Source organism: Roseateles sp. P5_B10, assembly GCF_056400485.1.
On record NZ_JBFULE010000105.1, the window covers coordinates 1 to 11,993 of the forward strand.

The 11,993-nt window shown below is 67.5% G+C and carries 18 protein-coding genes; 9 read left to right on the forward strand and 9 right to left on the reverse strand.

The window, feature by feature from the left end:
• Positions 1–513: MHYT domain-containing protein (locus AC1DU6_RS09695; protein WP_477856908.1), on the reverse strand; the 513-nt coding region annotated here is incomplete at its 3' end.
• A gap of 186 nt (positions 514–699) precedes the next feature.
• Between AC1DU6_RS09695 and AC1DU6_RS09700 the strand changes: the two genes are divergently transcribed.
• Complete coding sequence (locus AC1DU6_RS09700; RefSeq protein WP_056193870.1) at positions 700–882, forward strand: hypothetical protein; 183 nt, start codon at positions 700–702, stop codon at positions 880–882.
• Positions 879–1,136, forward strand: a complete 258-nt coding sequence (locus AC1DU6_RS09705) for a hypothetical protein (protein ID WP_457325053.1) — start codon at positions 879–881, stop codon at positions 1,134–1,136. Before AC1DU6_RS09700 ends, AC1DU6_RS09705 begins: the two co-directional genes overlap by 4 nt.
• Before the next feature lie 9 nt (positions 1,137–1,145).
• Here the strand turns inward: AC1DU6_RS09705 and AC1DU6_RS09710 are convergent, their stop codons facing one another.
• A complete protein-coding gene (locus AC1DU6_RS09710; protein WP_157281209.1) occupies positions 1,146–1,361 on the reverse strand; it encodes a hypothetical protein in 216 nt (71 codons plus the stop codon).
• A 210-nt stretch (positions 1,362–1,571) separates the two neighbouring features.
• Between AC1DU6_RS09710 and AC1DU6_RS09715 the strand changes: the two genes are divergently transcribed.
• On the forward strand, positions 1,572–1,757 hold the full coding sequence (locus AC1DU6_RS09715; protein WP_457325052.1) for a DUF3606 domain-containing protein: 186 nt from the start codon (positions 1,572–1,574) through the stop codon (positions 1,755–1,757).
• Positions 1,758–1,973: 216 nt separating this feature from the next.
• Complete coding sequence (locus tag AC1DU6_RS09720) at positions 1,974–2,285, forward strand: hypothetical protein (RefSeq protein WP_457325051.1); 312 nt, start codon at positions 1,974–1,976, stop codon at positions 2,283–2,285.
• A 66-nt stretch (positions 2,286–2,351) separates the two neighbouring features.
• Here the strand turns inward: AC1DU6_RS09720 and AC1DU6_RS09725 are convergent, their stop codons facing one another.
• The 7 genes from AC1DU6_RS09725 to AC1DU6_RS09755 all read right to left on the reverse strand — a co-directional run bounded on the left by AC1DU6_RS09725 (position 2,352) and on the right by AC1DU6_RS09755 (position 9,355).
• Positions 2,352–3,116 (reverse strand): energy transducer TonB, encoded by a 765-nt coding sequence (locus tag AC1DU6_RS09725; RefSeq protein WP_477856911.1) that lies wholly within the window; start codon positions 3,114–3,116, stop codon positions 2,352–2,354.
• Positions 3,117–3,125: 9 nt separating this feature from the next.
• Positions 3,126–3,581: an ExbD/TolR family protein gene (locus AC1DU6_RS09730; RefSeq protein ID WP_056193859.1), complete on the reverse strand. Its 456-nt coding sequence runs from the start codon at positions 3,579–3,581 to the stop codon at positions 3,126–3,128.
• On the reverse strand, positions 3,578–4,000 hold the full coding sequence (locus tag AC1DU6_RS09735) for an ExbD/TolR family protein (protein WP_056193856.1): 423 nt from the start codon (positions 3,998–4,000) through the stop codon (positions 3,578–3,580). The genes AC1DU6_RS09730 and AC1DU6_RS09735 overlap by 4 nt, the downstream gene beginning before the upstream one ends.
• Before the next feature lie 10 nt (positions 4,001–4,010).
• A complete protein-coding gene (locus AC1DU6_RS09740; RefSeq protein WP_477856914.1) occupies positions 4,011–4,793 on the reverse strand; it encodes a MotA/TolQ/ExbB proton channel family protein in 783 nt (260 codons plus the stop codon).
• Positions 4,794–4,875: 82 nt separating this feature from the next.
• Positions 4,876–5,985, reverse strand: coding sequence for a sigma-54 interaction domain-containing protein (locus tag AC1DU6_RS09745; RefSeq protein WP_477856916.1), 1,110 nt, complete (start codon positions 5,983–5,985; stop codon positions 4,876–4,878).
• Between the two features lie 92 nt (positions 5,986–6,077).
• The gene (locus tag AC1DU6_RS09750; RefSeq protein ID WP_477856917.1) at positions 6,078–8,162 is read right to left on the reverse strand and encodes a TonB-dependent siderophore receptor; all 2,085 of its coding nucleotides are present in this window, start codon (positions 8,160–8,162) and stop codon (positions 6,078–6,080) included.
• Positions 8,159–9,355, reverse strand: a complete 1,197-nt coding sequence (locus AC1DU6_RS09755; RefSeq protein WP_457323686.1) for a PepSY-associated TM helix domain-containing protein — start codon at positions 9,353–9,355, stop codon at positions 8,159–8,161. The genes AC1DU6_RS09750 and AC1DU6_RS09755 overlap by 4 nt, the downstream gene beginning before the upstream one ends.
• 120 nt (positions 9,356–9,475) lie before the next feature.
• On the opposite strand from AC1DU6_RS09755, the gene AC1DU6_RS09760 reads away from it, so the two are divergent.
• The 5 genes from AC1DU6_RS09760 to AC1DU6_RS09780 all read left to right on the forward strand — a co-directional run bounded on the left by AC1DU6_RS09760 (position 9,476) and on the right by AC1DU6_RS09780 (position 11,926).
• Positions 9,476–10,024 (forward strand): DUF1439 domain-containing protein, encoded by a 549-nt coding sequence (locus AC1DU6_RS09760; RefSeq protein ID WP_457323687.1) that lies wholly within the window; start codon positions 9,476–9,478, stop codon positions 10,022–10,024.
• Positions 10,025–10,142: 118 nt separating this feature from the next.
• Complete coding sequence (locus AC1DU6_RS09765) at positions 10,143–10,574, forward strand: ExbD/TolR family protein (RefSeq protein ID WP_457323688.1); 432 nt, start codon at positions 10,143–10,145, stop codon at positions 10,572–10,574.
• A gap of 356 nt (positions 10,575–10,930) precedes the next feature.
• Positions 10,931–11,149, forward strand: coding sequence for a hypothetical protein (locus tag AC1DU6_RS09770; protein WP_457323689.1), 219 nt, complete (start codon positions 10,931–10,933; stop codon positions 11,147–11,149).
• Positions 11,146–11,334, forward strand: coding sequence for a hypothetical protein (locus AC1DU6_RS09775; protein WP_457323690.1), 189 nt, complete (start codon positions 11,146–11,148; stop codon positions 11,332–11,334). The genes AC1DU6_RS09770 and AC1DU6_RS09775 overlap by 4 nt, the downstream gene beginning before the upstream one ends.
• Positions 11,324–11,926, forward strand: a complete 603-nt coding sequence (locus AC1DU6_RS09780) for a hypothetical protein (RefSeq protein ID WP_457390839.1) — start codon at positions 11,324–11,326, stop codon at positions 11,924–11,926. Before AC1DU6_RS09775 ends, AC1DU6_RS09780 begins: the two co-directional genes overlap by 11 nt.
• Positions 11,927–11,993: the final 67 nt, after the last annotated feature.

The window sequence follows — 11,993 nt, forward strand, 5'->3', positions numbered from 1 at the left end:
CCTCTCCCCCATCTTGCGCAGCCAGAAGAAGATCAACAACGCCGCCGCCGACGCAGCGATCGCGATCAGCGCCGRTGCCGCGACCAACAGCAAATTCCAGACGATGCCGGGCGACATGTCGAGCGCCGCCATGCCGGTGTAGTGCATCGCGCAGATGCCCAGCCCCATCGCGATGGCACCACCGGCCAGGCGGCGCCAGGTGAGCTCGCCTTGGCTCGCGACAAACAGGGCGATGGCCGACACGGCGACCCCGGCGACCCACGATGCCACTGTCAGCACCACGGTATAGCCGAGCGGAATCGGCAGAGAGAAGGCAAGCATGCCCACGAAGTGCATGCACCAGATGCCGGTGCCCATCGCCAGCGAGCCGCCGACCCACCAATTCACGGCGACGCCGCGGTCACGGGTGCGGACCCGCTTGGCCAGATCAAGCGCAACATAGGACGCAAAGCTGGCGATCAGCAGCGACGCAGCGACCACCCACGGGGCGTAGCTGGAGGGCAGATATTGCATGGCTAACTGTTCGCCTCCCTGGCGCCAGATATCAGTGGGAGTCCACGGAACATGCAAGCCCCTTGGATTCCCGCAATCGCCGCTGACTCTACCCGCTTGGTCGTGGGCAGCCAACTCACGCTGGATGACGGCCATGCAGGCGGCATCGCGTTAGCATGACCATCTCAAGCGTTGCATCGGGATGCCATGAAACACCGCCTCGTGACCGCCGCCCTCTTGCTGGCCGCCCTGGCCTGCTATGGCATTGGGCTGGATAGCGGCGCCACCGCCCTGCTGGCCCTCGGCGGTATCTTCGAGCTGGCGTTCTGGGCGCGCGCATTCCCCGGCTTTGGTGTCCTGTCCCGCACCCAGCGAAGGAGCCCGCAATGAAGTTCGATCTCCCAGGTTCTGCCCTCGGCCTGCTCGCAGGCTGCGCGGTCGCAACGAGCGCCGTCGCGGGTGCACCCGCGCGAACCCAACCGGTTGCGCCGGCCTCGATACCGGGCGACCCGGCTCAGACGGCCGAGCCGCGGCGCGGTGAAGACGCGGTTCAATGGGACCGCCTGGAGCCCGGCACCCTGGAACGTTTGGCCAAGGACCGCACCACACCGAAAGCGCCGACGTTTCCCGCCGAACGCCGGTAACGCGAAGGTTCAGCCCACCGAGACCAGGCGGCGCGCCGCTGCGGCCGGTTCCCGCTCGCGGCGGGACGCTCGTGACTCACGGCCTTTGCGTTTCAACAGTTCCCGTATCCGCCGCAGGCTTCGCCGCATGACGGCGATCTCCTCGCGGCCCGGGAAAGCCACTCGCGGCATCGGCGGCGCTTCGGCAATTTCGGCCAGCCGGGACCGATCAAAACTCTGGGTCATGGCACGCTCCGGCAGTCGCAGCGAATGCCATCCTGGGCGCCCCACCCAAGCTGGCTTGTAGGACGCCGGCTCATCCCGCCGCCGCATCCCTAATCTGCGGACTCTGCATGGCGTAGGCCGACGCTTGCAGCACGGCGGGGACTTGTCCTTCATGCGCCTCGCTCCAACGGCACCACGATGGCGGTTTCATGGGCATTCCAGGAGACTTCCATGTCAGACGACAAGACCAAGACCGGCGGCCAGGATCGCAGCCGCATCAGCCTCAGCGAGGACTACGAGGTGCGCGACTGGGCCACGAAGTTCGGCGTGACGCCGGACGAGCTCAAGGCGGCCGTGAAGGCAGTTGGCAACGACGCCGCGGCTGTTGAGGCTCACTTGAAAGCCAGCAAGCGGTAACGCCGTGCGGGTCGCGACCTGGAACGTCAACAACGTCGTCAGGCGGTTCCGCGGCAAAAGGCGTCAACAAGTCATCGCGAGTAACCGGAAAGCACCAGATCTGCCCGGCGCCAGACGCAGCCGGCACTTGGATTGCCCCGCTTCCCAGCCAGCAACGGTACCGGCACTGCCGGGCTGGCGAAGCCCGATCAGTGCCTGATCCACCAGGAGTACGTCATGAGCATCCGCCGATTCACTTCATGGCAGACGCCGGTCCGCACGGTTGTTGCCGCAGCGGCCGTGGTCGCGATCGTGTTGCCCATCACCGCGCAAACGCAGAGTGCAACGGAAATCTACCAACAGGAACGCGCCAATTGCCTGTCCGGCAACACCATCCAGTCGCGTTCCGACTGCCTCTACGAGGCCCGCTCCGTGCTGCGTGACCGGCGCGCCGGCGACCTCGAGCCCGGCGACGCAAACGCTGTCGCCACTCCATCCGGGAATACCGGCAGCATGGACGCCCTGCCGGCGCGCGCAGACCGCCACTGAGCCTCTTTAGCTGGGCTGCCGGCGCCCCATTGGCGCGCCGCCGCGTTGCACTGCATGCCCGTCGTGTCAGGAAAATATGACGGGCAGGGATACCTGCACCTCATCGGCACCACCGGCCGTGCAGCGCATGCGCTTGACGGCGGCCTGAACGTACTTGTAGTACTCCTTGGGGCCTGATTGCGGCAGCACGTCGACGACCTGGTTGCCGCGGATCTTGATCAGTGTCTGCACCGTGCCCTTGAGACCGACGCGGTCGATGGCCTCTTCCAGCGCGGAGGCCAGCACGGCCTCGTAGCCTGGGCAGGCCAGGCTGATCTCGCGCTTGATGACGGCGGGCGCTGCGGGCGGCGGTGGTGCGGGCACAGGCGCGGGTRCTGCCGCCACGACAACCGTTTCCTTCGGCGGCTGCGCCTGCACGACCTGGATGGGCGCGGGCGGTGGCGCGACAGCGGGCACGACCTCGGGCGGCGGCACATAGGCCGGCGGTGGCGCCACCTTCTGCACCGGCTCGATCTTGACGACCTTGGGCGGCGGTGGTGGGGGTGGTGGCGGCGGCAGCACCTCGGGCAGCAGGGCCATTTCGATGGGCTTCTTGATCGCATCGACGGCCTTGGACGCGAGGCCCGTCGTCAGCCCCCAGCCCAGCACGATGTGCAGGCCGACGACGAGGGCGATGCCGGTGCCGCGGTTGGCGCCGGCCGGCGGCTTCAGCTGCGAGCGCAGCGGTGCCGTGGTGGCCAAAGGCGCTGGCGCAACGAACCGGCGCGGCGCGGCGCGGGTGCCGTCCAGCGTCAGGCCGCCGGAGATACCCGGTGAAAGAACTGCACTCATGAATCTCTCCTACTGCGAGTCGTCCAGAAACTGCTCGCTGCCGGTCACGCCGAGCTTGGTCAGCCCGGCCTGGTGGGCCGCCGTCATGACGGCTGCGAAGTTGTCGTACTTGGCACCGGGCTGCGGGCGCACATGCACCTCGGGCTGCGTGGCCTGCTTGCCGGCGGCGTCCAGGCGCTCACGCAGCGAGACCTGGTCGGCAAGGGCCTCGCCGTTCCACAGCACGGCATCCGGCGTGATGTCCAGCCGCACGACCTCGGGTGGCGTGGGCGGCGGCGCGCTGGGCGGTGCGATCGGCAGGTTGAGCTTGACGCTGTGCAGCTGTACCGGGATGGTGATGATGAGCATCACCAGCAGCACCAGCATGACGTCGATCAGCGGCGTGGTGTTGATGTCCGGCACGGGCAGGGCCGACGTGACCTGGCGGCGCGCACGAGCCGCCTTGCGCAGAGGTCCCGCACTCATAGCGCCCTCGCTGGCGGCTCGGTGATGAAGCCCACCTTGGCAATGCCGGCGCGCTGGGCGGCCAGCAGCACCCGGCCCACGGGGGCGTAGTCGCTGCCGGCGTCACCGCGCACATGCACCTCGGGCTGGGGCTGCTGCTGGGCGATGCCCTTGAGCCGCTCGAACAGCGCGTCCTTGCTGGCCACGGGTGCATCGAACCAGTAGAGCTTGCCATCGCGTGAGACGGTGATGACCACGTCCTTGGGCTCGCTCTCGCGCACCTCGTTGCGCTGCTTGGGCAGCTCCACCGGCACCGAGAAGTTCACGACCGGGATGGTGATGAGGAAGATGATGAGCAGCACCAGCATSACGTCGACGAGCGGCGTCGTGTTGATGGACGAGACCGCCTCGTCGGCACCCTGTGCAATCTGGATGGCCATGGCGCAGTGCTCAGGCCAGGGCGGGGCTCAGGCCGGCAGGCTGCTCGGCGGAAGCGGGCTCTTCGTGGACCGAACCCAGCAGCACCGAGTGCAGCTCGCCGGAGAAGTCGCGCACGTCGTCCAGCACCAGGGCATTGCGGCGCAGCAGCGCGTTGTAGCCCAGCACTGCAGGCACGGCGACGAACAAGCCGATGGCCGTCATGATCAACGCCTCGCCCACCGGGCCGGCCACCTTGTCGATGGAGGCCTGGCCGGCCACGCCGATGGCGGTGAGCGCATGATAGATGCCCCAGACCGTGCCCAGCAGGCCGACGAAGGGCGAGGTGGAGCCGACGGTGGCCAGCAGGCTCAGGCCCGTGGAGAGCTGGCGCTGCACGCGCTCCGTGGCGCGGTGCAGGGAGAGGTCCACCCAGTCAGCGAAGTCGACCTTGGCGCRCAGGCCGTGGTGGCGCTGCGTGGCCTCCAGGCTCGCCTCGGCGATGTAGCGGTACGGGCTCTTGGGCGACAGCTTCTCGGCGCCCGCCTTGACGGTGCCGGCGCTCCAGAAATCCCGCTGCGCGGCACGCGACTGCACGCCCAGGCGAGCCTGCTGCAGCAGCTTGGTGATGATGACGTACCAGCTGCCCGCGCTCATCGCGACGAGGGTGAACAGCACGACCTTGGTGACTGCGTCGCTCTTCTCCCAGACAGCGCCGACGCCATAGGGGTTGTCGCCCTGGGCATGGGCGGCGCTGGCGATGAGGAGCAGGGCGAGTGGCGCGAGGGCGCGACGGGCAAAGGTGGAGGCGTTCATCGGCGTGTGTGGAGTAAAGCAGAGGGACCGGGGCAGTGTGCGCAGCGCCCTGCGAGGCGCGAACTAAGCTTTTCGCGTTAGCTCATGCAGCGGCGTGAAGGCGCGCGGGCATGGCCTCATGAGCGAGCTGCGGCGCGGCGTTACGCGCGGGCGCCAGCAGGCCCAGGCGCTTCAAGTGCGTGCGCAGCACATTGCGCGTGATGCCCAGCAGCGCCGCGGTATGCACCTGGTTGTGGTGGCAGTGGCGGTAGGCAGCGCGGACCAGTGCGGACTCGACGCGCGCGTGCAGCGCCTGGGGCGCCTCGTCGAAGAGCCGATCGAAAACGCGCTCCAGCACCTCCTCGGCCACCGCTTCCGCCGGCGGCGCAACGACCGCCGGCCCGGGCCGCGCCACCGCATGCAACTGCAGATCCTCGCGGGCGATGCTGCCGTCGCGGCAGATGATCAGCGCGTAATKGATGACGTTTTCCAGCTCGCGGATATTGCCGGGCCAGGCGTAGCCGAGCAGTGCGTCGCGCGCATCCGCGCTGAGGCGCACCTGCGTGAGCCCGAGGCGGCGGCTGTAGACCTCGATGAAGTGCTCGGCCAGCGCCAGGATGTCGCCCGGCCGCTGGGCCAGCGGTGCGAGTTGCAGCGTGGCGACGCTGAGGCGGTAGTAGAGGTCGGCGCGGAAGTGGCCCGCGGCCACGGCCTGCTCCAGCCGCACATTGGTGGCGGCCACGAGGCGCACACGCACGTCGATGGGCTTGCGCGAGCCGATACGCACGACCTGGCGCTCCTGCAGCACGCGCAGCAGCTTGACCTGCACGGACGGCGGCAGGTCGCCCACCTCGTCGAGGAACAGCGTGCCATCGGCGGCGGCCTCGAACCAGCCGGCGCGTGCGCTGGTGGCGCCCGTGTAAGCGCCGGCTTCATGGCCAAAGAGCTCGGCTTCGACCAGCTGCTCGGTGAAGGCGCCGCAGTTCACGGCCAGGAAGGGGCCGCGGCGGCCGCTGCTGTTGTGGATGTGGCGGGCGATCAACTCCTTGCCGGTACCGGTCTCGCCAATGATCAGCACGGTGGCGTCGCTCGCCGCCACGCGCTCGGCCTGGGCCAGCAGCGCACGCGAGGCCGGGTCGTCGAAGACCAGCGCCTTGGCGCGGATCGACAGCACCTGGTGCTGGGAGTCGGGGAAGGTGAGCAGGCGTGTCATTGCCCGGCACTCTAGGCACCGCACGCCAAAGAGGGAACGCCGCTTTGCGCAGATGGATATGCGCTCAGCGCGGCGATCACCCCCCTACATCGTCAGTACTTCCAGCTCAAGGTGGCGCCGACGCTGCGCGGTGCGGCGTAGTAGGCCTGGTCCCATTTCAGGCTGCCGAGGTAGGTCGTGTCGGCCACGTTGTTGACGACGAGGCCGGCGCTCCACTGCTTGTTGAACTCCCAGCCGGCGTTCAGGTCGACAACGGCATAGGCCTTTTGCCTGACGACCTGCGCCGGGTCGCTGATCTGGCTCTGCCAGCGCACCGCGGCGCCGAGCTTGAGCTGGGGCAGCAGCTGGTAGGTGGAGCTCAGGCGCAGCACGCGGCGCGGGATGTAGCGGTTGACGTCGTCGCCGCTGCTGCCCTTCAGGCGCAGCTGGGTCCAGCCGCCGGCAATCCGCCAGTCGGGCGTCAGCTTGCCGGACAGCTCCAGCTCATAGCCAGTGCTGGTGGCGGTGATGCCCTCGTAATAGGCGCTGAAGTCGGGGCGGGTGCCAGCCTGCACCGGCACGTTCTGCTGGCGGGTGCGGAAGACGGCGGCACTGGCGTTGAGCTGGCCATCGAGCCATTCGGACTTGATGCCGGCCTCGAGGTTGCTGCCCTCCAGCGGCCCCAGCGGCTTGCGGTTGATGTCGGCTTCGAGCTGCGGGTTGAAGACCTCGGCATAGCTCGCGTAGGCGCTGGTGCTGGCGCCCAGGTCCAGCACGGCGCCGAGATAGGGTTTGACGGCGCCGTGGCTGTAGGCCTGCTCGACGCCGTAGCTCATGCCGCTGTTGCGCACGCGGGTGGCGTTGAAGCCTGTGACGAGCTTGAGCGCGTCGCTGACGCTGAACTGCGCGGCGGCGTAGGCGCTTTCGCGGCGGCGCGACACGTCGGAGCCGTCGGTCGACGCGCCGAAGGCCGGCTTGGGGAAGGCGCCGTTCCAGCCCTGCAGGTCGGGCACGGCCGCGCCGATATTGCCGGCATAGAGCGAGAGCTCGCTGAGCGTCTGGCGGCCGCCGTTGAGGCCGAGCATCAGCTGATGCTGGCGACCGAACAGGCTGAACGGGCCGGAGACGTAGAGGTCGGCGACGCTGTCCACGTATTTGCCGTCGAAGGCCGACGGGTAGGCGTACAAGCCGCTGTCCGGCACGCCGCCGGGGTTGGGCGTGCCGTAGACGTAGAAGAGTTCGCTGGGCGTGCTGCGGCTGCGGCGCGAGACGGTGGCGCGCGTCTGCCAGCCGCCGCCGAGGTCGTGGCTCAGTTCGGCAAAGGCTTCGGTGTCGCGGTTGGTCCACCAGGCCCAGTCGGCGGCCGAGCTGGTGTTGCGCGAGTAGTCGATGCGTTTGCCGGTGCTGTCCACCATCGGCAGCGCGCCCCACATGGGGCTGTCGGCCTTGCTGCGCTGGGCGTTGAGGCCGACGGTCAGCAGCGTGTTGCGGCCGATGTCCAGCTCCAACACGCCATAGCCCAGGCTGCGGTGCTGGCTGTAGCGGTCGAGCCAGCTGTCCTTGTCTTCGTCGGCCACAACGAGGCGGCCGCGCAGCGAACCATCGGCATTCAGGCTGCCACTCACATCGGCCTCGATGCGATGCTGGTTCCACGAGCCCAGCGTCACCGCGGCACTGGCTGCGAAGGCCTTGCTGGCGGCGCGCTTGCGAATGAAGTTGACGGTGGCCGACGGGTTGCCCGTGCCGGCGAGCAGGCCGGTGGCGCCGCGCAACACCTCCACGCGCTCGAAGGCGGCGGTGTCCAGCGCGCCCCATTGCGCGCCGTTGGCAAAGGGCAGGCCGAGGCCGTCGACCTGGAAGTTCTGGATGTCGAAGCCGCGCGCGCTGAAATAGGTGCGGTCGGTTTCGACGCGCTCGACCAGCACGCCGGGGGTCAGGTCCAGCAGCTTGTTGATGTCGGTGAGGCCGAAGTCGCGGATCTGCTGCTGGCCGATGACGGTGACGGACTGCGGCGTCTCGCGCAGCGCCATCTCCAGCCGCGTGGCGCCGCTGCTGCTCTTCTCGTCGTCCGCGGCCTTGGCCTGCACGCGCACGGTGGGCAGAGTCGCGCCGGGCACCTCCACCGGGGTCTGCTGGGCCAGTGCGGCGCCGGTGGCCAGGGCCAGCGGGGAGAGGATCAGGACGGTCTTTGATTTCATGCTTTGGAAGGACGCAGGGCGGGAGCGGTAGGCGCTTGGGGCGCGTGTCGGCGGGCGCGCGCCTTGCGCAGCCAGATCAGCACGCCGGTGACGGAAAGCACGGCGATGGCCAGCCCCAACGCGGACACGAGGATGCGGCCGGGCAGGCCCAGGATTCGGCCGGAGTGGATCGGGAACTGGGCCTGCAGATAGAGGTCGCCCGCCGTGCCCTCGCCGGGGATCAGCGCGCCGGCCGGGCTGGCGTCGCGGCCGTCGATGTAGATCCAGGGGTTGCCGAGGCCGCCGTCGCCGTGGTCATTGCCGGGCTGGAAGAAGCCGACGCCGTAGACGCCGTATTCCGCGGCATAGAAGATGCCGCCGGCCGGCGCTTTCAGGCCGCGCTCGCGCGCCTGCGCCTGTGCGGCCGCCAGGGCCTGGGCGCGCGTCAGCGTCGGGGCGATGGGCTTGGCGCTGGGCTGGCGGGTCTCGAAGGCGCTGGGCGTGATGCGCGAGACCGCCGACACCAGCGGCACCACGACCTGCTGGCGCAGATTCATCGCCACCGAGGTCAGCGCGATGACGAGCACCAGCAGCCACAGCCACACGCCGCCGCTGCGATGCAGGTCGAAGGTCAGCGCATGGCCGCCCTTGGCCCAGCGGAAGGCGAAGGACTTGCGCCACTGGCGCCGGCTRGGRAATGACAAGTAGATCGCGACAAAGCAGTCCAGCACCCAGACCAGGCCGATCAGCCCCATCAGCCAGATGCCCCAGGCGATGCCGCCGGACTCCGGCAGGTGCAGGCTGTAGTGCAGCGCGTACAGGAAGGGCAGCAGGTTCTCGCGCGACAGCGACAAGGCGCCCCACTGCCGCCGGGCCTGCACGGCGCCGGTAGCGGGGTCGACGGCGAGCTGGTTGAAGCCCAACGGCTTGTCCGCATCGCGCGGCTCGACCATGGCCAGCAGCGTGTGGCCGGCCTCCGCCTGCAACGGGAGGTAGCGCACCCGCAGTCGCGGGTCGGCGGCCTCGAGCGCATCGGCAAGCTCCAGCGCAGGGCGGGCCGGCCCTGCGCTGCGGGCCTCGAAGAACTGCGGATTCAGCGCGGCGTCGAGCTCATGATCAAAGGCGATGACCGCCCCGGTCAGCCCGGCAATGAACAGAAAAACCGCCGCTGCCAGGCCGAACCAGCGGTGCAGGAGAACCAGTAACGCACGCATAAGCAGCCATGCTAGCACTCAAATGCGAATCATTTGTATTCGCATTTGATCGAACACTGACTTACGCCCCCTCTGGGTGGACGAGGGCAAACTCGGCGGCGCCTTGAAGCCTTTGACGCCATGAACCGCCGCCTTCTTGCTCTCTCCGTCACCCTGCTCGCCGTCCTGCCGCTGGCCACCTGTGCCGTCCTGAGCCGCATCTCCGACGGCCACCTCGACATCGAGCAGGCCGAGCTGCAGGCCCGCATCGCGCCACGCTTCCCGACGCATCACTGCAAGCTCCTCATCGCCTGCCTGGACCTGTCCAACCCCGTCGTCGTGCTGACCGAGGGCGAGGACCGCATCGGCCTCACCGCCGACGCCAAGGTCGTGCTGGGCACCCGCGAGCGCACCGGCCGCGTCGGCTTCTCCGGCCGGCCGCGCTATGTGCCGGCCGAGGGCCAGCTCTTCCTGGATGACGTGCGGATCACGACGCTGGAGTTCGCCGGCTTGCCCCAGGAGTACGCCGCGATCGTGAAGTTGCAAGGACCGGGGATGATCAACGCCCAGCTTCAGGCTCGTCCCGTCTACACCATCGATGCGAGCACGGCCAAGGGCGCGCTGGCGAAGATGGCGGTGCGGGATGTGAGGGTGGTGAATGGGAAGCTGAGGGTCAGCTTCGTGCAGTAGGGGCAGTAGCAACAGGGCAGCAGCCACCCCGTTGTCTTCATGCCGTCTGCTGGGCATCATCGGTGCCAGCGCTTGCCAGTCACGGTGAGCGCATGGCAGCAACCCGAGGGAGACCGACATGGGAATGAACGTTGCAACGATGCCCGGCAGCGGCGAGGCCGAAACCCTGATGGACGTCAACACGACGCCCTTGATCGACGTGATGCTGGTGCTGTTGGTGATGCTCATCCTGACCATCCCGACCCAGCTGCATTCGATCAGCCTGGACATCGGGCTGGGCGGCAAGTCACAACCCAAGCCGGTCATCCACACCGTCGCCATCGACTTCGACGGCACGGTCTACTGGGACGACCAGCCCCTGGCCAACCGCGCCGCCGTCGACGCCAAGATGCAGGAAGTGGGCGCGCTCGCCGAGGCCAATCAGCCCGAGGTGCACATCAAGCCGAACAAGCTGGTGGACTACAGCGCCTTCGCCGCCGTGATGGCCTCCGCGCAGCGCCACAGCGTCAAGAAACTGGGCGTGACGGGGAACGAGCAGTTCAGCAGCTAGGACCGGCCTACTGACTGCGCCTCTGCTGGCCTTCGCGGTACAGCAGGGCGCCGACCTCGCCAAACCGCGAGGTCGTCTTCCGACAGGCGACCGCGGGAATGGTCCACAGAGAAGCACTACACCGTTCGACCGCTGGACCTGCTGCGCACGCATCACGAACGCATCGAAGCGTGGATGTTGGAACAGGCAGGAGTGGCGTTCGATGCCACCAAGGCCGCCATGTCGCTGCGCTCGGTGGCCTGAGCAACAGTCCTGCTCTTAAGCTTTCGGCGCGCCCTCGTCCGTATGTACGGCTGGGCGGGTCCACAGGGCGGCAGCTCGACCGAGCCCGAGTCAAGATTCGGGACGGTCAGATCATGGTCCTCGGCTATGAGGACCATTGCTTCAGCGCCAAGAGCCCAAAGCCTGTGCCGCAGGTGTGGTGGTGCGACCCCGTCCGCGAGCCCGTCGATGAGCAAGAAGCCCGAGCCAAGGCCAAGTTCCCGCCCACTATGGGCAAGTCTCGGCGCGCGCTGGATCAGCCAGGCAACGTGCCGGCCAGCGTCGCCGAATGCGCGCCGGAGGATTTCAAATGAACTACGACGACACACACGTTAATGAGGCTGCGCTGAGCGTGGTGCGCGGTTCCGACTTCGACATGGCGGTGATGGTCGATGAGTCGGGGAAGCCGATGCGCTACCTCTACAGTTGTCCGCCGTTTGGCGTGCCGAGCGACAGGACATATAAACTGTCTCGATGGGTGTGCCGTTATGGCGATTGAAGCTGTGTATTTGCCGGCGGAGATTGCCGACTTGCTTACTGATCTGCACTCGGTGGCATACGAGTTGGGTCAAGTGATTGACCTCTGCCAGCTGGCCCTGCGAATGAGCAAGGACTCCAACTTCATTGCTCAGCACGTCGACGGCGTCGTCAAAGGGGCCGTCGTTAGCTATTTCAAGTGTTTCGGCAGTCAAAAGCGCACCGCGCTGTCGCATGCTGACGCTGCGGAATTTGGGCTTGCCGAGTTGCACGAAACGTACAAGGAACTTCGGGACAAATACGTGTCCCACTGCGTTGCGCCGTTAGATGAGGGGCGGATAGAAGCGCACGTCGAATTCCAAAACGGTGAAGCCGTCAGGCTGGTTAGGAGCTCCTATCACCGGTCAGCAGTGCTCTGCGGCCCGAAGCACGCGGAGGACCTCATCAAGCTAGCCTCTGCGGCCGAAGATCTGGTGCTTGGTCGCATCAAAACTGAAAGGGCGAATGTCGCAATCCAACTTGTTGGCATGCCGGAAGCGGCTCTAACAGCTGCATCGAACGGCATGGAGCACCACTATTCGGATTGGGAGTCAGCGTTGAAGAAGAAGCGTTGACACTTGCAAATGCGGGAGGCTGCAGTGGCAAGCGAGTTGGTGACAGAAAAGCGGACATACCCAGACC

Excerpts from the sequence above, each read along its gene's own strand:
- AC1DU6_RS09700 (WP_056193870.1), top strand. The coding sequence starts at position 700 with ATGAAACACCGCCTCGTGACCGCCGCCCTCTTGCTGGCCGCCCTGGCC.
- AC1DU6_RS09705 (WP_457325053.1), top strand. The coding sequence starts at position 879 with ATGAAGTTCGATCTCCCAGGTTCTGCCCTCGGCCTGCTCGCAGGCTGC.
- AC1DU6_RS09710 (WP_157281209.1), bottom strand. The coding sequence starts at position 1,361 with ATGACCCAGAGTTTTGATCGGTCCCGGCTGGCCGAAATTGCCGAAGCG.
- AC1DU6_RS09715 (WP_457325052.1), top strand. The coding sequence starts at position 1,572 with ATGTCAGACGACAAGACCAAGACCGGCGGCCAGGATCGCAGCCGCATC.
- AC1DU6_RS09720 (WP_457325051.1), top strand. The coding sequence starts at position 1,974 with ATGAGCATCCGCCGATTCACTTCATGGCAGACGCCGGTCCGCACGGTT.
- AC1DU6_RS09730 (WP_056193859.1), bottom strand. The coding sequence starts at position 3,581 with ATGAGTGCGGGACCTCTGCGCAAGGCGGCTCGTGCGCGCCGCCAGGTC.
- AC1DU6_RS09750 (WP_477856917.1), bottom strand. The coding sequence starts at position 8,162 with ATGAAATCAAAGACCGTCCTGATCCTCTCCCCGCTGGCCCTGGCCACC.
- AC1DU6_RS09760 (WP_457323687.1), top strand. The coding sequence starts at position 9,476 with ATGAACCGCCGCCTTCTTGCTCTCTCCGTCACCCTGCTCGCCGTCCTG.
- AC1DU6_RS09765 (WP_457323688.1), top strand. The coding sequence starts at position 10,143 with ATGGGAATGAACGTTGCAACGATGCCCGGCAGCGGCGAGGCCGAAACC.
- AC1DU6_RS09770 (WP_457323689.1), top strand. The coding sequence starts at position 10,931 with ATGGTCCTCGGCTATGAGGACCATTGCTTCAGCGCCAAGAGCCCAAAG.
- AC1DU6_RS09775 (WP_457323690.1), top strand. The coding sequence starts at position 11,146 with ATGAACTACGACGACACACACGTTAATGAGGCTGCGCTGAGCGTGGTG.
- AC1DU6_RS09780 (WP_457390839.1), top strand. The coding sequence starts at position 11,324 with ATGGCGATTGAAGCTGTGTATTTGCCGGCGGAGATTGCCGACTTGCTT.